The 24,115-nt window shown below is 63.6% G+C and carries 20 protein-coding genes and 1 tRNA gene; 18 read left to right on the top strand and 3 right to left on the bottom strand.

The genetic code is table 11. The features are described 5' to 3' along the window. Positions 1-69: 69 nt before the first annotated feature. The 4 genes from ACNAOV_RS07885 (at position 70) to ACNAOV_RS07870 (ending at position 3,247) form a co-directional block, all read left to right on the top strand. Positions 70-723 (top strand): amino acid ABC transporter permease, encoded by a 654-nt coding sequence (locus ACNAOV_RS07885; RefSeq protein WP_416517254.1) that lies wholly within the window; start codon positions 70-72, stop codon positions 721-723. Next, on the top strand, positions 710-1,384 hold the full coding sequence (locus ACNAOV_RS07880) for an amino acid ABC transporter permease (RefSeq protein ID WP_015022476.1): 675 nt from the start codon (positions 710-712) through the stop codon (positions 1,382-1,384). The genes ACNAOV_RS07885 and ACNAOV_RS07880 overlap by 14 nt, the downstream gene beginning before the upstream one ends. Then, on the top strand, positions 1,377-2,252 hold the full coding sequence (locus ACNAOV_RS07875; protein ID WP_416517253.1) for an amino acid ABC transporter ATP-binding protein: 876 nt from the start codon (positions 1,377-1,379) through the stop codon (positions 2,250-2,252). The genes ACNAOV_RS07880 and ACNAOV_RS07875 overlap by 8 nt, the downstream gene beginning before the upstream one ends. Before the next feature lie 83 nt (positions 2,253-2,335). After that, the gene (locus ACNAOV_RS07870; RefSeq protein WP_416517252.1) at positions 2,336-3,247 is read left to right on the top strand and encodes a cysteine ABC transporter substrate-binding protein; all 912 of its coding nucleotides are present in this window, start codon (positions 2,336-2,338) and stop codon (positions 3,245-3,247) included. A gap of 94 nt (positions 3,248-3,341) precedes the next feature. On the opposite strand, the gene ACNAOV_RS07865 is transcribed toward ACNAOV_RS07870, so the two are convergent. Next, on the bottom strand, positions 3,342-4,277 hold the full coding sequence (locus ACNAOV_RS07865; RefSeq protein ID WP_416517251.1) for an FKBP-type peptidyl-prolyl cis-trans isomerase: 936 nt from the start codon (positions 4,275-4,277) through the stop codon (positions 3,342-3,344). A gap of 82 nt (positions 4,278-4,359) precedes the next feature. Between ACNAOV_RS07865 and ACNAOV_RS07860 the strand changes: the two genes are divergently transcribed. The 3 genes from ACNAOV_RS07860 to ACNAOV_RS07850 all read left to right on the top strand — a co-directional run bounded on the left by ACNAOV_RS07860 (position 4,360) and on the right by ACNAOV_RS07850 (position 7,529). Further along, positions 4,360-5,418, top strand: a complete 1,059-nt coding sequence (locus ACNAOV_RS07860) for a hypothetical protein (protein ID WP_416517250.1) — start codon at positions 4,360-4,362, stop codon at positions 5,416-5,418. A gap of 2 nt (positions 5,419-5,420) precedes the next feature. Beyond that, positions 5,421-6,446 (top strand): hypothetical protein, encoded by a 1,026-nt coding sequence (locus tag ACNAOV_RS07855; RefSeq protein WP_416518186.1) that lies wholly within the window; start codon positions 5,421-5,423, stop codon positions 6,444-6,446. 117 nt (positions 6,447-6,563) lie between these two features. Next, complete coding sequence (locus tag ACNAOV_RS07850) at positions 6,564-7,529, top strand: tetratricopeptide repeat protein (protein ID WP_416517249.1); 966 nt, start codon at positions 6,564-6,566, stop codon at positions 7,527-7,529. A gap of 12 nt (positions 7,530-7,541) precedes the next feature. Here the strand turns inward: ACNAOV_RS07850 and ACNAOV_RS07845 are convergent, their stop codons facing one another. Beyond that, positions 7,542-8,171, bottom strand: a complete 630-nt coding sequence (locus ACNAOV_RS07845; RefSeq protein ID WP_416518185.1) for a hypothetical protein — start codon at positions 8,169-8,171, stop codon at positions 7,542-7,544. A 366-nt stretch (positions 8,172-8,537) separates the two neighbouring features. Between ACNAOV_RS07845 and ACNAOV_RS07840 the strand changes: the two genes are divergently transcribed. From ACNAOV_RS07840 to ACNAOV_RS07805, 8 genes are all read left to right on the top strand, one after another. Then, positions 8,538-8,613, top strand: a tRNA-Arg gene (locus ACNAOV_RS07840). A 297-nt stretch (positions 8,614-8,910) separates the two neighbouring features. Continuing rightward, positions 8,911-10,665, top strand: coding sequence for a pyruvate oxidase (gene spxB, locus ACNAOV_RS07835; protein WP_416517248.1), 1,755 nt, complete (start codon positions 8,911-8,913; stop codon positions 10,663-10,665). Between the two features lie 103 nt (positions 10,666-10,768). Next, positions 10,769-11,158 carry a Rid family detoxifying hydrolase gene (locus ACNAOV_RS07830; RefSeq protein ID WP_416517247.1) on the top strand — a complete coding sequence of 130 codons (390 nt, stop codon included), beginning with the start codon at positions 10,769-10,771 and terminating at the stop codon, positions 11,156-11,158. 43 nt (positions 11,159-11,201) lie between these two features. Continuing rightward, a complete protein-coding gene (gene argS / locus ACNAOV_RS07825) occupies positions 11,202-12,959 on the top strand; it encodes an arginine--tRNA ligase (protein ID WP_416517246.1) in 1,758 nt (585 codons plus the stop codon). Positions 12,960-12,985: 26 nt separating this feature from the next. Then, entirely contained in the window at positions 12,986-14,557 is a 1,572-nt protein-coding gene (locus ACNAOV_RS07820; RefSeq protein WP_416517245.1) for a diaminopimelate decarboxylase family protein, read from the top strand. Between the two features lie 112 nt (positions 14,558-14,669). Continuing rightward, the gene (locus ACNAOV_RS07815) at positions 14,670-16,010 is read left to right on the top strand and encodes a homoserine dehydrogenase (protein WP_416517244.1); all 1,341 of its coding nucleotides are present in this window, start codon (positions 14,670-14,672) and stop codon (positions 16,008-16,010) included. Further along, positions 16,010-17,062: a homoserine kinase gene (gene thrB / locus ACNAOV_RS07810; RefSeq protein ID WP_416517243.1), complete on the top strand. Its 1,053-nt coding sequence runs from the start codon at positions 16,010-16,012 to the stop codon at positions 17,060-17,062. The genes ACNAOV_RS07815 and thrB overlap by 1 nt, the downstream gene beginning before the upstream one ends. Continuing rightward, positions 17,052-18,401 carry a Maf family nucleotide pyrophosphatase gene (locus ACNAOV_RS07805; RefSeq protein ID WP_416517242.1) on the top strand — a complete coding sequence of 450 codons (1,350 nt, stop codon included), beginning with the start codon at positions 17,052-17,054 and terminating at the stop codon, positions 18,399-18,401. The genes thrB and ACNAOV_RS07805 overlap by 11 nt, the downstream gene beginning before the upstream one ends. 22 nt (positions 18,402-18,423) lie before the next feature. On the opposite strand, the gene ACNAOV_RS07800 is transcribed toward ACNAOV_RS07805, so the two are convergent. Beyond that, positions 18,424-19,368 (bottom strand): AEC family transporter, encoded by a 945-nt coding sequence (locus tag ACNAOV_RS07800; protein ID WP_416518184.1) that lies wholly within the window; start codon positions 19,366-19,368, stop codon positions 18,424-18,426. Positions 19,369-19,512: 144 nt separating this feature from the next. Here ACNAOV_RS07800 and dapE point away from each other — a divergent pair, with 144 nt between their 5' ends. The 3 genes from dapE to rplU all read left to right on the top strand — a co-directional run bounded on the left by dapE (position 19,513) and on the right by rplU (position 24,103). Next, complete coding sequence (dapE, locus tag ACNAOV_RS07795; RefSeq protein WP_416517241.1) at positions 19,513-20,742, top strand: succinyl-diaminopimelate desuccinylase; 1,230 nt, start codon at positions 19,513-19,515, stop codon at positions 20,740-20,742. Positions 20,743-20,978: 236 nt separating this feature from the next. Beyond that, positions 20,979-23,639: an Rne/Rng family ribonuclease gene (locus tag ACNAOV_RS07790; RefSeq protein ID WP_416517240.1), complete on the top strand. Its 2,661-nt coding sequence runs from the start codon at positions 20,979-20,981 to the stop codon at positions 23,637-23,639. A gap of 155 nt (positions 23,640-23,794) precedes the next feature. Continuing rightward, positions 23,795-24,103 carry a 50S ribosomal protein L21 gene (rplU, locus tag ACNAOV_RS07785; protein ID WP_024626855.1) on the top strand — a complete coding sequence of 103 codons (309 nt, stop codon included), beginning with the start codon at positions 23,795-23,797 and terminating at the stop codon, positions 24,101-24,103. Positions 24,104-24,115: the final 12 nt, after the last annotated feature.

The following is a 24,115-nucleotide window of genomic DNA, read 5'->3' as shown; positions in this document are numbered from 1 at the left end:
CGGGAAGCGGGCGAGAAGCAGTGAAGAGGAGACGATGAACAGGACTCAAGCAAGTAGGGGGGTGGGGGCATGAATTGGACCTTTATGGCGCAGAATCTGCACTTCTTCGTCAACGCGGCCTATGTCACGGTCTTCATCTCCTTCTTCGGCGTGGTGTTTTCCATGCTGATCGGGCTGGTCTGCGCCGGGCTGGAGGTCTTCAGGATTCCCCTGCTCTCGCAGGTGGCCAGGGTATACATTGAACTGTCGAGAAACACCCCGCTCCTGGTTCAGCTCTACTTCCTCTACTTCGGGTTGCCAAAGCTTGGGGTCAACTGGAGCGCCCAGACCTGCGCCATCGTCGGGCTGACCTTCCTGGGTGGCTCCTACATGGCCGAGGCCATGCGTGGCGGACTGGAGGCGGTGCCTCGGGTGCAGATCGAGTCAGCCCGCGTCCTGGGATTCACGCGAGCCCAGACCCTGTCCAGAATCGTGTTGCCCCAGGCCCTGAGCAGCGCCATACCGGGCGTGGTGGCCAACATCATCTTCCTGATCAAGGAGTCATCGGTGGTCTCGGCCATCGCTCTGGCCGACGTCATGTATGTCACCAAGGACCTGATGGGCACCTCCTATGACACCTACGAGTCCCTGACTCTGCTCATCGTCACCTATCTGGTTATCCTGTTGCCCATCTCCGTCATCGGAACGGTTCTTGAGCGGAGGTTCGACTATGCACGGCGTTGAGGTGCTCTTCCAGCCAGGGGTCATGCCCAGGCTCTTCCAGGGGCTCTGGGTGACCGTCTGGATAGCCGGTGTTTCGGTCCTGCTCTCCTTGCCCTTGGGCTTGGTGGTCGGATGGCTGATGACTCTGCGCAACCCCTTGATTCGCTTCCTGATGAGGATCTACCTGGACTTCATCCGCATCATGCCCCAGCTGGCCCTGCTCTTCATCGCCTTCTACGGACTGTCCAGGGCATGGAACCTGAATCTGGATGCCACCGGCGCCTGCCTGCTGGTCTTTGTGCTCTGGGGTGGGGCCGAGCTGGGCGACCTGGTCCGCGGTGCCCTGGAGTCCATTCCCCGCACCCAGGTGGAGTCGGCCTATGTTCTGGGGCTGGGGTCCTGGCAGACCTTCTCCAGGATCATCCTTCCGCAGGCCCTGCGCCGACTGCTGCCGGCCAGTGTCAACCTGGCCACCAGGATCGTCAAGACCACCTCCCTGGCCGCCCTGCTGGGCGTCATCGAGGTCATCAAGGTCGGTCAGCAGATCATCGATGCCAACCGTTTCGCCTATCCGCAGGCAACCTTGTGGATCTACGGGGTGATCTTCTTCATGTATTTCTTCATCTGCTGGCCTCTGTCCCTGGTGGCCCGGCATCTGGAAAAGAGGTGGGCCCATGACTGAGGGGCAGACGACGGCGAACCAGCCACAGGACGAACAGGAGGAGCGGGCGGTGCTGACCGTCGAGCATCTGGTCAAGCAGTATCCGCAGGCTCAGAGCCCTGTGCTCAACGACATCTCCTTCCAGGTGCCCAAGGGCAAGGTCTTTGTGGTTCTGGGTCCCTCGGGCTCAGGCAAGTCCACCCTGCTGCGGACCATAGCCGGACTGGAGCCCATACAGGGCGGCCGCATCCTTCTGGACGGTCAGGTGGTGGAGACCGGTCACCCCCTGGGCAAGCGCAGCGGAGGTCCTGGAGGCCTGATGTCGGGTAGCCGCAGCTCCGACCTGCGCACCAGGATCGGGATGGTCTTCCAGAGCTATGACCTCTTCCCCAACAGGACCGTGCTGGACAACGTGACCCTGGCGCCTGTCCTGGTTCAGAAGCGCAAGCGGGACCAGGCGCGTCAGGAGGCTCTGGAGCTGCTGGACCGGGTTGGTCTGGCCGACCGTCGTGATGCCTGGCCCAGCCAGCTCTCGGGCGGTCAGCGGCAAAGGGTGGCCATCTGCCGGGCGCTCATCCTCCATCCCGAGATCATGCTCTTTGACGAGGTGACCGCGGCTCTGGATCCGGAGATGGTACGCGAGGTCCTTCAGGTCATTCTGGAGCTGGCCGACCAGGGGCTGACCATGATGATCGTCACCCATGAGATGGCCTTCGCCAGGGGCATCGCTGACCATATCGTCCTATTGGATGGAGGCACCCTGGTCGAGCAGTCCGACGATCCGGAGGCCTTCTTCAGCCACCCGGCCACTGACCGGGCGCAACGCTTCCTGTCCACCTTCACCTATGAGCGCAGACGGGATCAGGACCAGAATCAGGAGTCCCGATGAGGACTCCGCATATTCGTCCGGCGGCATTCGCCGGAACCGTCCCCAGGGGCGGACAAAGGAAAGAGAATAGGAAAAGAGGGATCATGACCGCAAGGGTAATGAACCGATTGATACGGGCGGCACTGGCTACGGGGGCGACGATCGCGATGATGGCTTCCATGGCGGCCTGCGGCCCTTCGGCGGCCACCCCCAGTGACGCTGGTAGCGGCTCGGGGAGCAGCTCCGGCTCCTCGGCGGCATCCGGTTCTGCACGCACCCCGGAGCAGATCACCAAGTCCGGGAAGCTCAAGGTGGCGGTCTTCACCGACAAGGCCCCCTTCGGCTACGTGGACAAGGACGGCAAGAACCAAGGTTACGATGTTGTCCTGGCCGAGCGCCTGGCCAAGGACCTGGGCGTCAAGCCCGAATACACCTCGGTGGACCCGGCCGCCCGGGTGGACGTGCTGTCCAGCAACAAGGTGGACGTGGTCCTGGCCAACTTCACTGTCACCGATGATCGCGCTCGCAAGGTGGACTTCGCCAAGCCTTATATGAAGGTCTTCCTGGGCGTGGTCTCCCCGGATTCGGCGCCGATCAAGGATGTCAAGGAACTCAACGGCAAGACCCTGATCATCGCCAAGGGGACTACGGCCGAACCCTACTTCGAACAGCACTATCCGGAAGTCAAGCTGCAGAAGTACGACCAGTACGCCGATGCCTACAACGCTCTGCTGGACCACCGTGGTGATGCCATGAGCACCGACAACACCGAGGTGCTGGCCTGGGCCAAGGCCAACAAAGGCTTCTCGGTGGGCATCACCAAGCTCGGGGACGAGGCGGTCATCGCCCCGGCCGTGCGCAAGGGGAACAAGCCCCTGCTGGACTACATCAACAAGGAGCTGGTCAAGCTGGGCCAGGAGCAGTTCTTCCATGAGGACTACCGCAAGACCCTGGAGCCGGTCTACGGCAGCGCAGCCAACCCCGATGAGATCGTGGTCGAGGGTGGCAAGGACTGACTCGACCATCTGGTTCATGACAGGGGCCCGTACCCATCCGAATGCGATTGGATGGGTACGGGCCCCTGTCTGTCTGAGTTGGTGGATTGGCTGGTCAGTAGGCGGCCAGAATGTCGACGACGAAGATCAGGGTCGAATTGGCCGGAATGCTCTGCTGTTTCTGGCTGCCATAGCCTAGTTCAGGCGGAATGACCAGAAGAACCTGAGAGCCCACCGTCTGGCCTGCCAGACCCTGCTGCCAGCCCTTGACCACCTGGTCCAGGCTGAAGTCGCTGGCCTCACCCCTGTCCCAGGAGGAGTCGAACTGCTTGCCGTCGGAGGCCAGCCACCCGGTGTAGTTGGCGCTGACGCTCTGATGCTGGCCGACCTTGGCCCCCTCGCCCTTGATCAGAGGCTGGACGACCAGTCCTCCCTTGGGCTTGTACCCGTTGAGATCCAAGGAGGGCTTGCCCTTGTCGTCCAGGCTGATCTTGGGCAGGTCGCTGGGCAGGTCGGTCACCTTCTGACCCTGGGCGCGGGTCAGGTTCTTGGACCGGGAGACGAAGGTCAGGGCCATGATATAGGAGTCGCTCGACTGGCTGCTGCCGGAGCCTGACTCATCGATGCCCACGGCCACGGTGGAGTTGACCTTGAGGCCCTTGAAGGTGTCGTAGTAGGCCGGGATGGATTTCTTGCTGATGACGATGGAGCACTCCGGGCTGCTCTTATCCCAGGTGGAGTTGATCACCTTGCCAGTCTTGGCGTCCAGGGCCAGGCTTCTTGTGCATACGCGATCCCCGTCGCGGATGACCTCACCGTTGCCCTCCTGGATGACCTGATGGGTTTGGTTCTCGACCTTGAAGGGGGTCTTGAAGCTGATGTCGGGCTTGCTGCCGAGTTTGCCACTGGCTGATACGCCCTGCATGGTGTCGCCCGAGTGGCCACCTGCGTCGGATTTCCCGCTGCAGGCTGACAGTCCGAGACATAGGGCCAGAGCGGTCATGGCGCCCAGCAGACGCTTGCTGCCTGATTTTCTTGTGATGATGGTCATGGAAGACCAGTTTAGGGCTTATGGGTGATTTCCCGGTGCTGGAAACCATCTCATAGGGTGCCGACGGTAGAATGTGGATAATATGGAGCAAGTACCCGAGGAAAAAGATGAGATGACGCGGCCTGACAAGCCCTCGCGTCACAGCATGATCATGCGCGGCATCGTCACCCCCATCTTCGGACTGCTGGCTGTAACGGCCATTGTGCTGGGTATTCTCAACGCCACGGTTTGGAAGCCTTCCGCCCATGTGGATGCGCATGCGCGCACGAAGGCGGCCTATGTAGTGACCGATCCAGGCGTGCTTCCCCTGGTGGACAGCAAAGTGACCATGCGAGTGGATGTGGCATCGACCGGGACTGCTGCGTCAGCAGATCAGAATTCACAAAAGCCTACCGTCTGTATGGCCCTGACCACGGCCAAGGATGCAGCTGGCTGGACGGCTGGAAACGATGTGGCCCGTGTGCGCGGCTTGGATAATTGGCAGACCCTGTCTGTCGGCAAGGACACCAGTCCTGGCAAGGCCGTCAAAAGCGATCAGGGCGTGGCCTTTCAGGATTCGGATATGTGGCAACAGGTCACCTGCTCCGACAGCAGCGTGTCCATGTCCTTGAAGACCGACGATCCGCAGGCTGTTCTGCTGGTGGCGGTTCCCCAAGGCTCTCATTCCCTGGGGCTGGAGATGCTCTGGCAGCGTGACAAACTGCCCAACTTTGCCATGCCCTTCTACTTTGCCGGTGGGCTTCTGGCCCTGCTGGCTGTTCTTTCGGCTACGGTCTTCGCCATGGATCCGGTCAAACGCCGTAAGCAGACCGATCCTGAACAGGAGGCTGAAGAGACCCCCGAAGTCAGCGTGGCCCAGGCTTTGGGCAGCGCCATTCTGCCTGGTCTCGGAAATCGGCGTAGCCCGGCTTCCGGCCGACGCCTGCGTCACGCTCGCGGCCAGGCGCGGCAGGGGGATCCAGGACCCCCGCCCAGGCCACCTGTGGTGATTGATCCGCGCAATCGGAACCTGGTTGCTGACCAACAGGAGGGTGACGACCGAAGAGCCGACGATGCGTCGTCCACCAGGGTCATCAGTAGCCAGGAGATGGCCTCCTACCTGGCCAGGCTTGCCCACGAGGGGGAGGAGGAGCGCCAATGAGTATGAACAAACCGATGAACAAGGTAGGGGTTGCAGCGGCGCTGGCCTTGTCCTTGGCTCTTTTGCCGGTTCTGTCAGCCTGCGAAGGGCAGGTTCCCCAGGCCAGCCGGACCGAGCCTCAGAGTACTGCAACCACTGCTCCCGCGCCCAACCTAACCCCGGCCCAGGAGGCACGCATCCGCAAGAACATCGGGGCTGTTCTGGATCAGGCCAACGAGGCCAAGGACCCGGCCGGGCTGGACCAGCGGGTCAGCGGCCCTCAGCTGGAGATCCGCACCAGCGAGCTGACCATAGCCCGGGCTACCGGGCAGCTGGATCCCAAGACGACCATTCCTACCACCATCGCCCAGACGGTCATTCCCGGCGATCCGGGCTGGCCACGTTCGGTCTTTTCGATTACCACTACTACGCAGGATCAGCAGTCCAAGCGCCTCTTGGTTCTGGACCAGGAGTCCGCGCATGACAACTACAAGCTCTGGGGTGTTGCGCGGCTCTTCCAAGGAGCCCAGCTGCCAAAGTTCCCGGTGGCCACCATCGGGGCCAGGATGGGGCAGGGCGACGATCAGGGGCTCAAGGCTACGCCGGTGGAGGCCGTGCGCCGCTATGCCGACCTCCTGCAGAATCCCCAGGGCAGCAAGTATGCCAAGGAATTTGCCCAGGATGACTTCCGCAACTCCCTGGGCACGCTGACTCAGGTGGTCCAGCAGGGGATCGAGGCCAACAAGGGCAGCCAGTCGCAGACCTTCACCCCGGCACAGGGGCAGCTGCGGGTCATGCACTCCTCCGATGGAGGCGACCTGGTCGTGGCCCGGATCGATTCGGTCTGGACCAGGCAGGCAGGTGAGGGTCGTGAATCCTCCCCGGCCTCGGATGCCGAGACGGCCCTCTTCGGACAGGGCAAACCCACCAGCACTATGAAGGTCACTTATGTCAACGTGATCGCCCTCTACGTGCCTTCTGCGGACTCGCATGAGCCCATCAGGGCCGTGGGTGCCGAACGTGAGCCCATCAAGGTGGAAGCGGTCTGAGGGGCGGGATTGCGCTGGGTGAACGCCCGTGCCTTGGACTAGATTGGCTTCCAGGAGTTTGCATTCGATGGCGGGCCGAAGCTGCAGTCGGCGACCGCGGGGTTAAGGAGGACTGACATGGCGAACAAGAACGGGCAGGGGCAGCCGGGCGTCTCGCTGGCAGGAGCGGTTGACCTGGGCGCGCTCAAGCACCAGGTTGATGCCGAGCCAGGCCAGCAGGGAGGTGCGCCCGCAGCCGGTGGCTACGTGATCGATACCACCGAGGCCAGTTTCCAGGCCATGGTCCAGACCTCGACCACCTTCCCCATTCTGGTCCTGCTCTGGGTGCCCACCGACGATCGCCTCTTCCCCCTGGCCACCCGTCTGGCCCAGGCCGTCAACGCCCAGGAGGGGCGCATCCAGCTCTCCCGCATCGACATCGCGTCCAATCCGCAGATTGCCCAGACCTTCCAGGTGCAGGGTGCCCCGGCCCTCTTCGCCCTGTTGGCCGGCAGACCCATGCCGATTCTGCAGGGGCTGCCCACTGATGAGGAGATGAACCAGATCACCGATCAGCTCATTCCCCAGGTGATTCAGATGGCGCAGAAGGCCGGTATCACCGGCAGCGCCCCTTACCAGGAGACCAACGACCAGGGACAGGACGAGCAGGCTGGCCAGGCAGCTGCTGATGCCATTCCTCCTGCCCATCAGGAGGCCCATCGGCTGGCCCAGGAGGGCGACTATGCAGCTGCAGCCGAGGCCTACGGCAAGCTGGTCCAGGCCGACTCGACCGACGATCTGGCCAAGCGTGAACAGGCCAAGTGCCTGCTGATGGCCCGTTCAGCCAAGGCCGATGTCCGCAAGGTCCGTCAGGCGGCTGCAGATGCCCCTGATGATCTGCAGGCCCAGTTGGATGTGGCTGATGTGGACATGATTGGCGGCCAGATTCAGGATGCCTTTGATCGCCTGCTGGACTTTCTGGCCGGACACCGGGATCAGACCGATCCCATCCGTCGCCGTCTGCTGGAGTACTTCGTCATTCCTGAACCGACTGATCCCCGGCTGGCCAAGGCCCGTCGCCGTCTGTCCACATTGATGTACTGAATCGTTCCTGGGTCAGGACTCACGGTTCCCATCGAAGTTGGTCAGGAAGCGCGGTCCGCTGGTCTTCAGCTCCCGGTCGAAGTCGGTCGCCCAGTCGCCAAAGGGGTGGTCGGCCAGCCCGTCGTTGGAGAACCGCGGGTCGTCGGTTATTTCGGTGGCGCAAAAGTCGGGGATGGTCAGGTCGGTCACCGGCCCGGTCCGCTCCACCTCGGCCACCACCAGGGGAGCGTTGCCGTCCCCGAAGACATCCAGGTTCCACCAGTCCTCGTCCAGCCAGACCCCATACCGGTTCTTCACAATGGGAATGCCGCCGCGCAGAACCAGCTCCAGGGCGATTCCCGGGTCTATGGCCCGTTCGGCCTCGTAGCGGGTGCCGCCGACAGAGGGGCCTTTGGCCGTCATTGAGGCAGCGTCGAAGTGGTCTCCCTCTTCAAGCAAGGTATGGAGGGCATCGGTCCGGGCCGTCATGGGCACCACCGGATCCACCTGCCCCTGAAGGCGAACCCGCAGGGCGAAGTTGTCCTCATGCACGTAGTAGCTCTGCACAATCAGGGTCGGCCGACTCTCTCCGAGCAGCTCCCGGGGGAGGTCCCGGCAGAAGAATCTGCGCTCGAACTCGAAATCGTCCTCGTCCTCATTCATGGCCATATATCCAATGGTACGGTAGGCAGGGCGTGGCCGCCATTTGCTTGTCCACAGCCCATTGGAGTTGTCCAGGTATGTGAAGGCCGCTTGTGATGGCCGGGTGAAGGAACTACAGTGGAGACTATCCCGAGAGAAGATCATCCGGGAATGTTGGCGGCTTCGCGCCACCGCATGAGGATGCAATGGCGCAACCGGGGCGGTGGCACGAGGCCTTGCCATCACGATACCTACGAAACGCCCGGAATCTTGCGGCAACACGCCGAGAGTGGTTGGCGTCTGACCGACACGTCAGGACGCACATGGGTGCGAAAATGCGCAAAGTGTCCTAGTATGGTCTCTGTTGTCCACTGAAAAGTGGCTGTCGGGTTCGTAGCTCAGCGGATAGAGCGTCTGTCTCCGGAACAGAAGGTCGAGGGTTCGAATCCCTTCGAGCCCACCAAGATGAAATCCCTGCAGCAAGGAAAAGCGCAGGGGTTTTTCTTTATACGACTCCCGTCTGTCATCATGCCCGGGATCATGATCATGGCACTTACTGAATGACTGGATGAAGTAATCGCACCTTATGCGTCACCATATGTGTGGTGAATCACTAAGCTTTTGAGGAACATGACCCTTGGCCCGCTTGTGTCTTCGTCCTCAGGTGCCATAGTGAAAGGGTAAGACCGAACGTCGGGGAGGACCGACGCTTCCGCGTTGTGGCGGAGCCTCCTTTCCGCGGCGAAGCAAAGGAGTTCACATGGCCAATCGAATCAATGCAGGGGATGCTGTCCTTCACGTCCTGGAGCAGTGGGGGGTGCCGCGCATCTATGGCCTGCCCGGCGGTTCCTTCGACTCCATGATGAATGCAATCCACAACGAGCGCGAGCGCATCGACTTCATCCAGGTTCGTCATGAGGAGGCCGGAGCCCTGGCTGCCGCCGGGGAGGCCAAGCTGACCGGCCGGATCGGTGTCTGCTTCGGCTCGTCTGGTCCTGGTGCGGTCCACCTGCTCAATGGCCTCTACGATGCCCGTGAGGACGGCGTGCCGGTGCTGGCCCTGGTGGGCGAGGTGCCCCAGGCCTTTATGAACATGGACTTCTTCCAGGCCATGGATGAGGTGCCTATCTTTACCGATGTGGCCGTATTCGCCCGGGCCGCCACCAACGCCCAAGGGCTGCCGGCCCTGGTGGACGAGGCCATCCGCCGCGCCTATGCCAACCACGGGGTTTCCGTGGTCATCATTCCCAAGGATCTGGCCTGGGCCGAGATCGACGACCGCCCGGTGGCTTCGGCACCCAACTTCCGCAAGCCTGAGCCTCTGAAGCCTGCGGCCGACCAGGTCAGCAAGGCGGTGGAGATCATTCAATCCGCCAAGGCGCCGCTGCTCTACTTCGGCCAGGGCGCTGCTGGTGCTCGCGATGAGCTGGTCGCCATGTCCGAGCGTTTCAAGATGCCTATGGTCTCCACCTTCCCGGCCAAGGGGATCGTGGAGGACACCTATCCTGCCTACCTGCAGTCGGCCGGCCGTGTGGCCACCAAGACCGCCACGGAGGCCATCTACACCTCGGATCTGACGGTCTGGGTGGGTTCGGACAACCCCTTCGGGTCCATGTTCGTCACTCCCAATACCAAGGTCATCCAGATCGACCTGAACCCGGCCAAGCTGGGCAAGCGATTCCAAGCCAACGTGGTCCTTGCCATCCAGGCCGACGCCCGCGAGGCCCTCAAGGCAATAACCGCCGCCGGCCAGGACCAGGAGGAGTCCGTCTTCTACAGGGCCTGCCTGCGCAGCAAGGAGAACTGGGACCAGTGGCTGGCCTCCTTCAACGAAGACACCCGCACGCCCCTGAGGCCCGAGCCCGTCTACCACATCATCGATCAGCAGCTTGAGGACAATGACATTGTCATCCCCGACGTGGGCAATGTGGACATCGACTTCCTGCGTCTGCTGCACCTGAAGCCTACCAACCGCTGGACCGTCTCTGGCAAGCACGCCACCATGGGCTACGCCGTGCCGGCCGCCTTGGCCGCCAAGCTGGAGCATCCGGAATCGACCGTCTACTCCCTGAGCGGCGACGGCGGATTCGCCATGCTCGGTGAGGAGGTGCTGGCCCAGCTCAAGTACCATGCACCGGTCATCAACGTGGTCTTCTCCAATCAGTCCTTGGGCTACATCGAGGCCGAGCAGCGCGACGACAGCCATCAGCCCCTGAGCGGAGTGGACCTGCCCGACACCGATTGGGCCAAGGTCGGCGAGGGCATGGGCGCCCTGGGCTTCACCGTGCGCACGGTGGCCGATGCCCGTCATGCCTTCTCAGAGGCTCGCAAGGCCGACAGGTCCTCGGTCATTGACATCAAGCTGACAGGAGCCAGCCCTCTGGATACCCGCTATATGCGGTTCCCGGAGACCTGCTCGGATCCGGACCAGGTCGAAAACTTCGTCAAGACCTACGAGGCCGGCGATCTGCGCTCCCTGGCCTACTGGATGGGTCAGGAGGCTCGCAAGGGCTGAGACTGGTGCCGCTTGCGCCGGGCGGGCACTCCTATAGTGGAGGGTGTCCGCCCGGGGCTTCGGCCCGGCATGGGTGCGGCGGACCTGAAGAAAGGACGGACTCATGGAAGATGGACCGGAAGAGATCGGCACGCCATATGCGCCTCAGGCTTTGGGGGCTTACAGTCAGGCTGTGAAGGCCGGGGGCTTTGTCTTTGTCTCCGGACAGCTGGGCATCGACCCGGACACCGGCGAGCTGGTGGAGGGCACTGCGGCTGACCAGGCCACCCAGGCCCTGAAGAACGTCAAGAACATCCTGGATGCAGCCGGCACCGGCATGGAAAAGGTGGTCAGGGCCACCATCCTTATGCGGCGGGTGGAGGATTTCACCCAGGTGGATCAGGCCTACTCTCAGGTTTTCATCGGCTCGGTGCGGCCGGCCCGCGTGGCGTTCGGTGGCGCGGACATCCCCAAGGGGGCCCTGGTCGAGATCGAGGTCGTGGCCCTGGCCTGAGACAGGTCGGTTGCTGGTCCCCGCCGTCGCTAGACTTGAGGGCATGAGTCCTGAAGCACTTGCCCGTATCATCTCTTCGACCGCCGTCCAGATGGCCCAGTCAGGCCGCCTGGGAAGTCTGGAGCCCGACATGGTTCCTGACGCCGACCATCTGGCGGTCATGCGCCCCAAGGACCGCTCCCACGGGGACTGGTCCACCAACATCGCCATGCAGCTGGCCAAGAAGGCCGGCATGAGACCTGCTGAACTGGGGCAGGCCCTGGCCGATGCTCTGCGAGAGGCCGACGGGATCGCCCAGGTGGACGTGGCAGGGCCCGGCTTCATCAACATAACTTTGGACTCGGCCTCAGCGGCTGCTGTGGTCGATGCGGTCCTGGAGGCGGGATCCGCCTTCGGGAGCAACGATCACCTGAGCGGGCGCACGCTCAATCTGGAATTCGTTTCGGCCAACCCCACGGGTCCCATCCACATCGGCGGCACACGGTGGGCGGCTGTGGGCGACTCCATGGCTCGCGTCCTGGAAGCCAATGGCGCCAAGGTGGTCAGGGAGTATTACTTCAACGATCACGGCACACAGATCGACCGTTTCTCCCGTTCGCTGGTGGCGGCGGCCCACGGCGAGCCCGTGCCCGCTGACGGCTACAAAGGCTCCTACATCGATGAGATTGCCTCTCGGGTGGTCAAGGAGGCTGCCGAAGAAGGACAGGATATCCTGGCCATGCCCAGGGTGCGCGACGAGGACGGCGCCGAAGGTGACAGCCCCCAGCGCGAGGCCTTCCGCACCCGGGCCGTGCCCATGATGTTCGCCGAGATCCAGCAGTCCATGCGTGACTTCCGGGTCAACTTCGATGTCTGGTTCCATGAGAACAGCCTGTATGAGTCCGGCCAGGTGGACCGGGCCATTGACGAGCTGAGGGCCAAGGGCGACATCTTCGAGAAGGATGGGGCTACCTGGTTCCGCTCCACCACCTACGGTGACGACAAGGACCGGGTGATCATCAAGTCCGACGGCCACGCGGCCTATGTGGCGGCCGACATCGCCTACTACCTGAACAAGCGGCGCAGGGCCAAGGATCCCTGTGACGAGGCCATCTACATGCTGGGCGCCGACCACCATGGCTACATCGGCAGGATGATGGCCATCTGCGCGGCCTTCGGGGACACCCCAGGCGTGAACATGCAGATTCTGATTGGCCAGATGGTCAACGTCATCAAGGACGGTCAGGCCGTGCGCATGAGCAAGCGGGCAGGCAACGTGGTGACCATCGACGATCTGGTGGATGCCGTGGGTGTGGATGCAGCACGGTATTCCCTGGCCCGCACCGACTACAACCAGAGCGTGGACATCGACCTGGACCTGCTGGCCTCGCACACCAACGACAACCCCGTCTACTACGTGCAATACGCACACGCCCGCTCCAAGAATGTAGATCGGAATGCAGCCCAGGCGGGTATCGACCGGTCCGGGGCCGACCTGTCCCTGCTGGACACTGCCGCCGACAATGATGTTCTGGGCGTCTTGGCTCTTTACCCCAATGTTGTTCAGACCGCTGGCGACCAGAAGGCCCCTCACCGGGTGGCCCACTACCTGGAGCAGCTGGCTGGGGTCTATCACCGCTGGTACAACCTGGAGCGCGTGGTGCCCATGGAGCCTACTGGCCGGGCTGATCTGGACCAGGATGAGGACAGGAATCCACAGCCGGCCCGTGCGGCGGCACGTCTGCGGCTCAATGACGCCGTGCAGCAGGTCATCGCCAACGGTCTGGGGCTGCTGGGCGTCCAGGCCCCGGACCGTATGTAAGCCTGAAGGTCACCGGGAGGTCGTTGATGGAAACAGGGATGTGCGGGCTGGGGCCCGACGGGTTCTGGCCCGGGGCTCTGCAGCGGGACCGTCAGGGCATGCTGACCATGCACAGGTGCTCCATGGAGGACCTGGCCAAGCGTTACGGCACCCCCATGTATCTGATGGACACCGAGATGATGGCGGAACGGGCCTCGGCCTTCTGTCAGGCGGCCCTGCGGGATCTGGGCGGTGCGACCACCAGGGTCAGCTACGCCGGCAAGGCCTTCCTGAGCAAGGAGACCGTGCGGATCATGCTGCGCCAGGGGCTGGATATCGACACCTGTTCCCTGGGCGAGATGCTGATTGCCCAGGCCGCCGGCGCCCCTGGCCGCCGTCTGGTCCTGCACGGCAACAACAAGTCCGACCAGGAGATCGACCTGGCTGTGAGGGAGGGCTACAGGGCCATCGTCATCGACGCGCCCGACGAGCCTGCCCGGATTGCCGCTGCTGCTAGGGCGCAGGGTCGTCGCGCCAAGGTCATGCTCCGGGTGACCGTGGGTGTGCACGCCGGCGGTCACGAGTACATCTCGACGGCCCATGAGGATCAGAAGTTCGGCATCCCCCTGCTGCCCCAGGGCACCGACGTAGGCCTGCTGGACCTTGGGCCTGAGCCGGGTTCCTCCGAACAGGCTGTGGCAGCGACTTCGGCGGCCACGAAGGCAAACGGCTACTCAGCTCCTGTCGATTCCGTGGTTTCACCTTCCTCTTCGGCCCTGTATTCCGCTGCCAACGGGCCTGCTGAACCGGCTGATCCCGCCCGGATCAAGGCCATGTCCGCCCTGGCTGACGGACCGGCTATCGCCCTGCTCAAGGAGATTCGTTCCCACGAGAAGGAACTGGAGCTGGTGGGCATCCACACCCATATCGGCTCACAGATCCATGACTCTTCGGCCTTCATCGAGGCCGCCCGACGCATGATGCTGCTGAGGCACACCTTCTGGGCCACTGACGGATACCTGATGCCCGAGGTGGATCTTGGCGGCGGCTTCTCCGTGCCCTACACCCCGGATGAGGATCGGATGGATCTGGACCAGACCCTGACTAGCCTGGGGGCTGACATGGTCGCCATCAACCGTCGCTTGGGCATGCCCATGCCGGTCATCGCCTTCGAGCCCGGCCGTTGGATCGTGGCACCCTGTGGCATGAGTCTGTACCGGGTGGGCACCGTCAAGCCCGTCCCCCTGTCTGACGGAAGCGTGCGCACCTACGTTTCGGTTGACGGCGGCATGAGCGACAACATCCGTCCGGCCCTCTACGGAGCCGAATACACTGCCGTTCTGGCCAACCGACCGGGCAGCGTGGATCGGATTCAGGCCCGTATCGTCGGTAAGCACTGCGAATCGGGGGATATCCTGGTGCAGGATGTGGCCCTGCCTGCCGACATTCGCCGGGGTGATCTGCTTTTGGTGCCGGTAACCGGCGCCTACGGGCGGACCATGGCCAGTAATTACAACCAGGCTCTGATTCCTCCTGTGGTAGGTCTGGACCAGTCCGGCGCCCATCTGATGCTGCGGCGGCAGACCATGGATGACCTGCTGGCCTTGGACCAGGGATGAGTCCCGCCCTCGGATGGAATCAGCCGCTGGGGGTGGATAAGGGTGTCGGATTGGCTTTCTAAGATGGAGCAACACCCGGTGACAGGCCCCGTTGGGGCGGATGGAGGACCATATGCCTGAACGCATGCAGCAGCAGGAGGCCGTCAGGCCCATCCGCATAGCACTTCTAGGGGCAGGGACCGTAGGTTCCCAGACCGCCCGCCTTCTGGTGGAGCAGAGCCGGGATCTGGCCAGTCGGGTGGGCCGTCCCCTGCAGCTGGTGGGCATCGCAGTCCTCCACCCTGACAAGGTCAAGGCAGATTGGATTGATCCGTCACTGCTGACCACAGACTCAGCCGGCCTGGTCACCAGGGCGGATATCGTCATCGAGCTGATCGGCGGGATCGAGCCGGCCCGCACCCTGCTGCTCAAGGCCATTGAGTCCGGCGCCAGCGTGGTCACCGCCAACAAGGCCCTGCTGGCCCAGCACGGTCCTGAGCTCTACCGGGCTGCTGAAGAGCGTGGAGTTGACATTTACTTCGAGGCGGCCGTGGGCGGGGCCATCCCCATCGTGCGGCCCCTGCGCGAGTCTCTGGTGGGAGACGGCATCACCAGCCTGGTGGGCATCGTCAACGGGACCACCAACTACATTCTGGATGAGATGACCACCAAGGGTCTTCAATTCGACCAGGCCCTGCGCGATGCCCAGGCCAAGGGCTTTGCTGAGGCGGACCCCACCGCTGACGTGGACGGGCTGGATGCAGCCGCCAAGGCCGCCATCATGGCCACGCTGGCCTTCCACACCGATGTGCGCCTGGACGATGTTCCCGTGGAGGGCATCCGTGCCATCACCGCCGACGATATTGCAGCAGCACAGACCGAGCATCGGGTCATCAAGCTTCTGGCCGTAGCCGAACGCGGCGAACAGGGTATCTCCGCCCGGGTCTATCCGGCGCTGATTCCCGACAGTCACCCCCTGGCCTCGGTCCATGGCAGCTTCAACGCCGTCTTCGTCACCGCCAAGGCCGCCGACGACCTCATGTTCTACGGCCGGGGTGCCGGTGGAGCGCCCACAGCATCAGCCGTTGTGGGGGACGTGGTCACCGAGGCCCGCCACATCGTCCAGCATGGCATGGGACCGGGGATTCCCATGTATGCCAACATCCCCATGGCCCCGCTGGATGCATCCCGGGCCGCCTTTGCCGTCCGTTTCCTGATACATGACAAGCCTGGCGTGCTGGCGGCCATCGCCCAGGTCTTTTCCGAGGCGGGCATCTCCATCAACGGAGTCAACCAGGACATCAAGCCCACACTCCATGATCCGGGCTACAGCGGCGAGATCCAGCAGCTGCGCGTGGTCACCCACCTCTGCGACGAGGTGACCCTGCGGCAGGTGGTTAAACGGATCTCCACCTTCGACTCGGTCACCGGGCAGGCCTCCATCCTGCGCGTCTTCGATCGGCAGGCCCAATGATGACCGCTGCTGTAGAGGGCCCGTCCACTGTGCGGGTGCGTGTGCCAGCAACAAGCGCCAACCTGGGATCGGGTTTCGATGCGGTCGGTCTGGCACTGGACTACCATGACGAAATCGTCTTCACGCGTTCCGTGGACCTGGGCGATACCACCGCCTATGTGGTCATCAAGGGTGAGGGGGAGCGGACCCTGCCCCGAGACGAGACCCATCTGGTCGTCTCCACCTTTAGGCGGGCCTGCCAGGTCTTTGGGCTGCCAAGGTTCGGGTTCATCATGCGCGCGGTCAACCGCATCCCCCAGGCCAGGGGGTTGGGATCCAGCGCCGAGGCCATCGTGGCCGGGATCGCTGCGGCTGCGGCCTTTGCCCACACCGGCCCCCTGCGCCGTGATGCCGTCTTCGCACTGGCCGCCCAGATCGAGGGGCATCCCGACAATGTGGCGCCTGCCGTCTACGGGGGGCTGACCGTCTCCTATGACCTGGCCACTGATGAAGGGGTGGGTTCCCTGCCCATAGCCGGGGGTGCACCCTTGGAGGGCGGTTACCACACCCTGCGCTACAAGGTGGATCCGTCCATCAAAGCCACGGTCTTCGTCCCTGGCGCTCGCCTGTCCACGCAGAAGGCCCGCCAGGCCCTGCCCAACCGGGTGCCTTACGCGGATGCCGTTCACAACCTGTCAAGGGCGGCCCTGATTCCCGGCGCACTGAACCCCGTGTCCCTGGATGATCCGGGGACCGAGTCCGCCGAGCAGGCTGCCAGGGCCAACGCCCTGCTCTTCGTAGCCACCCAGGACCGGCTCCATCAGCCATACCGGGCCGGGCTCATGCCCTCCTCAACCAAGCTCCTGCAACTCCTGCGCCGTCAGGGCTACGCGGCGGCGGTCTCTGGAGCCGGGCCCTGCATTATCGTCCTGCACTACGGGGAAGCTGAAAACGAGCTGCGGACTCTTGCCAAGGACTATCTGGATTCCGGTCGCTGGCGGATTCTGCCCCTGGACGTGGACTGCCAAGGGGTCCAGGTGGAACGGGACCAGGAAGGCAATCGTGAACACTGAAGACAGGCATATCCCTCTTATCCTGGCCTCATCCTCCCCCTCCAGGCGGCGGCTTCTGGTCCAGGCGGGCATTGACCCCGTCATCCGACCATCAAAGGTGGATGAGCCGGCTGTGCTGGCGGAACGGGCTCGTACACTGGGTTGTCACCTGGAGGACCTGGATACGCGCGAACGGGTCAGTGTCCTGGCTGAGGCCAAGGCTTCGGCTGTCCAAGCCACCATGGATGCCGTCAAGGATGCCGAAAGGCGCTCGCGTGGCGAACTGGTCACGTTCAGGCCTCTGAGCCAGAGCGATTCTGGTGCATCCTCCCGGAATCCCATGAGCCAGGTCCTTGGGGCCTGGGGCGGGATGATCGGTGCCGAGCGCGGACCCCTCCTGCTGGGATGCGACTCGCTATTCTGCATGGACGGGCTTGTCATGGGCAAGCCTCATAAGCCGGAGCGTGCTCTGGAACGGCTGATGGCCATGCGCGGCCGAACCGGCACCCTGGTCACTGGTCATTGTCTGATCGATCTGGCCACCGGTCGTCGGGCCCAAGCGGTCAGCAGCGCTCAGGTGACTTTCGGAGACTACGACCGGGCCGTCATTCAGGCCTATGTGGCCACCGGCGAACCCTTGGAGGTGGCCGGATCCTTCACCTTGGAGGGATTGGGCAGCGCCTTCATCCAGGGCATCCAGGGCGATCCCAGCGGGGTGATGGGATTGAGCATGCCCACCCTGCGCGCCCTGTCCCAGGAGCTGGGCGTCTCCTGGCCTGACCTGTGGGCCGAACGCGTCATGCCCGAGCAGCAACAGACTGCCGGATCGACGCACGGTCCTGAAGGACTGGTCGCCCCCGTGGAGAACGTCCATCAGCCTGGCGACGGATGGGTTGACTGTGCTTGCGGTAAGCGGCACTGGGGGCTCAATGGGGCTGCTGGCGTCTTGCTGGCCCGGCGTGATGCCCGTACCGGGTCGCCGGTCAGCGTGCTTCTGCAGCACCGGGCGCGCTGGAGCGCCGAAGGTGGCACCTGGGGTGTGCCGGGCGGTGCCATCTCCGACGGGGAGAACCCCCTGGAGGGCGGCCTGCGCGAGAGCTATGAGGAGGCCAACATCCGCCCGGAGGACATTCAGGTGGTGGGTTCCTACCTGGAGGACCATGGCCCCTGGGGCTACACGACCATCCTGGCCTTCGAGCGTCCCGGCCACCAGGTCGATCCGCGCATGAATGACGATGAGAGCATCGCCCTGGAATGGGTGGATCTGGACAAGGTCGCGGATCTTCCCCTTCTGAAGGCCTTCGGTCAGGACTGGCCACACTTCCGGCAACGCTTGGAGACCCTGGCGGACGAAGGCTGAGCAGGAGGCCTGTCCGGGCTCATCAACTCAGCAGCAGAGCGATCAGGGCGATGACCACAGGCGAGCTGATCGTGCTCAGCAGGATGCCGTCCCTGGCGAAGGTGGTTCCCACCTCGTAGCGGGCTGCGTAGTTGTAGACGTTCTGGCCGGTGGGCAGGGCCGCAAGAACCACGCACCCGTACAGCTCCGCTCCGCTGAAGCCCATCATGAACCGGGCCAGCAGGTAGGCGATTATGGGCATGACCAGATTCTTCAGGATTACCGCGCTTATGGTGGCCCGGCGGTCGGTGCCCCGGCCCATGGGCCGCGAACCCCGCAGGGACATGCCGAAGGCCATGAGGATCATGGGCACGGCCGACTGTCCGATCATGTCGATGGGTTTGTAGACGAAGTCGGGTATGACGAAATGGCCGACCTGGGCGCTGATGGCCGATATCACTATGCCGCCTATGGAGCCGATGAGGATGGGCTGTTTCAGAGGCTGTTTGAGGATGGTTTTGACCGAGAGTTTGCCGCTGGTGGTTGCGTCCAGAACGGTCAATCCGATGGGGGTGAACAGGGCCTGTTGCATGACCAGGATGGGTGCCACCAGTGTGGGATTGCCGAGAATATAGGTGGCTACGGGCAGCCCGATGTTGTTGGAGTTCAAATACAGGGAGTCGAGAGCGCCGATGGTGGCTTCGGCAGCCGGCAGGTGGAAGCTGGCCGCGTTCAGGGCCACGAAGAGCAGACCCACGGCCGCCGCCGACAGGAAGGCCACGATGATGCTGGGGTGGAAGATGACGGACAGCTTCTGCTTGGAGAGGATGGCGAACATCAGGCAGGGCGTTGAGACAAAGAAGGAGTATTTGTTGAGCACCAGCTGGGCCGTGGGACCGCCTACATGGAAGCGGGCGGCCACATAGCCCACGGCGATGACCACGCCGATGATGAAGAATCCTTCCATGGCACTGAGCAGTCCAGGCACCCCGGCATCCTCCTCGTCTCGCATGGTGGACGGCGGCCTCCCAGGCGGAGGGTCACCGCTTCCGTCGTCCCCATTGTGCCACCCGGACCTCATGCTTGCTGCTGTAGGTCCATCTGCGCTCCTTCGGCCCGCTAGCATGGCACTATGGCCAAGAACACACAGACGGATATTGATCTTCTCGCCGGCGTCCGGGGGGCTGAACCTGCCCAGGCCCTGGCAAGATTACTTGAGTCCATGACCGCCATACCTTCGGTCAGCGGTCAGGAAACCGCCTTGGCCGATGCCGTCCAGAGGGCCCTGTCCTCACGGGCTGACCTCTTGGTCCGTCGGCTGGGCGACACGGTTGTGGCCTCCACCCAGCTGGGTCGTCCCCACCGCATCGTCCTTGCCGGGCATTTGGACACCGTGCCCGTGGATGGGAACCTGCCCCCGCGCTGGCTGGAGCCCGGCGACCCGGCCATCCGCACCGATCTGGCCGCCGCCCACCCTGCATCCCGGGTGCTCTACGGCCGAGGCACAGCCGATATGAAGGCCTCGGATGCCGTTTTTCTTCATCTGGCACTCACCCTGCAGGAGCCGGTCTATGACCTGACCTTCGTCTTCTACGACCATGAGGAGGTCCAGGCCGACCTGAACGGGCTGGGTCGGGTGGTAGCCGCCCACCCCGACTGGGTGCGGGGGGATTTCGCCATCATCGGCGAGCCCACCGACTGTGCCATCGAGGCCGGCTGTAATGGAACCATGCGCTTCGACCTGATCACCCACGGTACGGCGGCCCACTCCGCCCGTGCTTGGATGGGCAGCAACGCCATCCACGCGGCCGCGCCCATTCTGGACCGTCTGGAGCAGTACCGTCCGGCTACGGTGCGGGTGGATGGCCTGGACTACCGGGAGGGGCTCAACGCCACCATGATCGAGGGCGGCCTGGGCACCAACGTCATTCCAGACCGCTGCCGGGTGCACGTCAACTACCGGTTCGCCCCCGACAAGAGCCTGGCCCAGGCCAAGGAGCTGATGATGGGTCAGGGGACAGGCGCCGAGCTGGGCAATGGCGAGCATATGGCCTTGGGTGGGGTCTTCCAGGGGTTCTCGGTGCGTATGTGCGACGAATCGCCCGCGGCCCGTCCGGGCCTGAATTCGCCCTGGGCCCGTTCGCTGGCCGACCTGGTCGTCCGGACCACTGGCCAGCAGCCTCGCGCCAAGCTGGGATGGACCGATGTGGCCCGATTTTCAGCCCTTGGCCTACCAGCCGTCAATCTGGGCGCGGGGAACCCCCTGCTGGCCCACAAGGCCGACGAACAGGTGCCCCTGGATGACCTGGTCCGGCTGGAAGCAATACTGGTCGAATGGCTCAATGGACCTGATGGCTGCTGAACTGTGACATACTAGATGACGGTGGTTCTGCCTGACCACTTGCAGCGTAGGCGTTGATCCCCCCGGACGGAGACCCAGTGATCCGTGTGGGCGTCGGTGTCCGCCTGCGTCAGGAAGACTTTTTGCCAAGGTGTTTCGATCGGGCGTACATAGGTGCGCGGTTGCAGTGAGAGTGCAGCGTGAGGACGGATCGGAACCGTGAGAGCGGCGCGAGGCGGCGTGCCGCAAGGAGCATTGTGCCCGGAAAAACGAATACTGAGGATACCCAGGATAATAGGTCCGCCATCGGTGATGGGCAGGGCCGGCAGGTCGAGGAGACCGCCGGTTCCGGCACCCGTCGCCGTACTGGACGACGTGTGGTCAGGGTGGCCGGCGCCGCCGGTGCCGACGTGCCTGTGAAGGTCGAGGCCGAGAAGCGCAAAACCTCCCGCAAGGCCAATGAGGAGGACGACGAGTCCAAGCCCTCCGCCACCCGTCGCCGTCGCACCCGCAAGCCCAAGGAGGATCAGGCGGCCGATCAGAGCGCCCAGGAGGATGGGAGCGAGTCCAAGTCGGCCAGGGCGACCACTCGTCGTCGCACCCGAACTACTGCCCGTCGACGCACCGAGGAGCATGCCCAGGAGGGCGAACCTGATCAGGACCGCCAGGAACGTGCCCTCGAGGCTGTGGAGGCTCTGACTTCGGGCCGCAGCCAAAGGACAGACCGAAAGGCCGAAAAGCAGGATGAGGGTCCGCGTGCCGCCCGTGCCTCCCGTCCCCGTCCCATGACATCCCTGCTCTTCCAGGAGCCCGTCATACCCGCCTCCCGGCCTGAGCAGGATGAGCGTGAGGACCGGGATGAGGAGGATGAGGATACCGAGCAATCGTCCAAGACCTCCCGCCGGAACAGGTCCAGGAGTACTTCAGAGGGCGGCTCACGCCGTTCACGAAGGCTCAACGCCGAGGAACGCAGGGCTGCCGACGAGGTGGAGCGCATCGAGGAGGACCTGGATCACGAGGGCATCTCCTTCGTGGTCGACGATGATCAGGAGCAGGACGAGGACCAGCAGGAGTCCGGCACCCGCACCCGTCGTCGTCGCCGCGCCAAGAGCGAGGATGAGGACTCTGAGAAGTCCGTTTCCACTCGTCGTCGCCGTCGCGGGCAGGAGAAGGACAAGGACAAGGACAAGGATGACGAGGATGAGGCCCCGCTGACCCGTCGTCGCCGTCGTCGCAGGGGTTCCAAGTCCGCTGAGGGCGAGTCAGAGGAGTCCGGCACCCGCCGTTCGCGCAAGCAGCAATATATTGACGAGATCACCGACGTGGAAGGCTCAACCCGCCTGGAGGCCAAGAAGCAGCGTCGGAGGGACAACCGCCGCGAGCGCTCCCGTCAGTCACAGCTGGTCGAGCAGGACTTCCTGGCCCGCCGCGAAAACGTCAACCGTCTGATGGTGGTCCGCGAGAAGGAGCACCACACCCAGATCTCGGTCATCGAGGACGACATCCTGGTGGAGCACTACGTCTCCGACATCCAGGAGGTCTCCACTGTCGGCAACATCTACCTGGGCCGGGTCCAGAACGTCCTGCCCAGCATGGAGGCTGCCTTCGTGGATATCGGTCAGGCCCGCAACGGCGTGCTCTATGCCGGCGAGGTCAACTGGGATTCCACTCGTCTGGAGGGCCAGCCTCGCCGGATCGAGCTGGCTTTCAAGTCCGGCGATCCTGTGCTGGTCCAGGTCACCAAGGATCCCATCGGTCACAAGGGTGCCAGGCTGACCTCGCAGGTCACGCTGGCCGGCCGCTTCCTGGTCCTGGTGCCCTCAGGCGGCATGACCGGTGTCAGCCGCAAGCTGCCCGACCGCGAACGTTCCCGCCTCAAGAGCATTGTCTCCAGGGTGGCTCCCAAGGACATGGGCGTCATCATCCGAACCGCGGCCGAGGGGGCCAGCGAGGAGGCCCTGACCAAGGACCTGGAGAACCTGCAACGTCAGTGGAGCAAGATCGAGGACAAGCGCAAGGAGTTTCTGCACGGCAAGCGCCCAAAGCTGCTGCAGGGCGAGCCGGACGTGGCCATCCGCGTGGTCCGCGACATCTTCAACGACGACTTCACCAAGCTGGTGGTCCAGGGCGAGGGGGTCTACGAGAGGGTCCGCAACTACCTGGAGACCATGGCACCCGACCTGGAGGAGAAGCTTGAGCACTGGGATCCGGCCGAACACCAGGGCAAGGATGTCTTCGACCGCTGGAGCATCGACAGCCAGCTGCGCAAGGGTATGGAGCGTCAGGTCTACCTGCCCTCCGGTGGCTCCCTGGTCATCGACCGCACCGAGGCCATGACCACCATCGATGTGAACACAGGCCGCTTCATAGGCAAGGGCAAGTCCCTGGAGGAGACAGTGACCCGCTGCAACCTGGAGGCCTCCGAGGAGATCGCCCGGCAGCTGCGCCTGCGTGACATCGGCGGCATGATCATGATCGACTATGTGGATATGGTCATGCCGGCCAACCGCGACCTGGTCCTGCGCCGTCTGGTGGAGTGCCTGGCCCGGGACCGCACCAAGCACCAGGTGGCCGAGGTCACCTCCCTGGGGTTGGTACAGATGACCCGTAAGCGGGTGGGTCAGGGTCTGGTCGAGGCCTTCTCCGAGGAGTGCCCTACCTGCCATGGCCGTGGCTTCATCCTCCACGACAAGCCGACCATCTCCGCCTCCTATGCCGACCCATACGCGGTCAAGGGTGGCGACCCCTTCGTCAAGACCAACAAGCATGGGCATGGCTCTTCTACCAAGGAGACCTTGTCCACCGGCTCGACACCTGCAGTCAAGGCCAAGCTGGCCAGGATCGCTGCGGCGGCCCAGGCGGCGTCGGACGAGGACGATGCCCAGGCTGGGACGGCGGATGTCGCCAAGGAGTCATAAACTGAATTTCGTTTTGTCGGCGGGGCAGGCACATTTGACGACGCGGTGTGTTTGCTTCTATACTGGTTAGCTGGTGTCTGGACGGGTCCGTCAATCGCATGGCAGGACTCGGATGCCGGGCGCATACAGCTTTGGACAACAGGCAAGGTAGGGCTATGTACGCGATTGTGAAGGCCGGAGGCCATCAGGAGAAGGTCGAGGTCGGTGACCAGATCACGGTCAACCGTCTGGCTGCCAGGAAGGGCGAGTCGGTCGAATTTCCGGTCGCGCTGGTCGTCGATGGATCCAAGGTGACCATGGCCGCCAAGGATCTGGCCAAGATCTCCGTCAAGGGCGAGGTCGTGGACGACGAGGCCAAGGGCCCCAAGATCAACATCCAGAAGTTCAAGAACAAGACCGGCGTGGCGCGCCGCAAGGGCCACCGCCAGAAGCAGACCGTGGTCAAGATCACGGCCATCGCCTGAGGGCCTAGGTCG

This window comes from Bifidobacterium asteroides (assembly GCF_048001765.1).
Lineage (GTDB): Bacteria > Actinomycetota > Actinomycetes > Actinomycetales > Bifidobacteriaceae > Bombiscardovia > Bombiscardovia asteroides_K.
The sequence above is the reverse complement of the archived record's forward strand: the minus strand, read 5'-3'. Positions and strand labels throughout refer to the sequence as shown.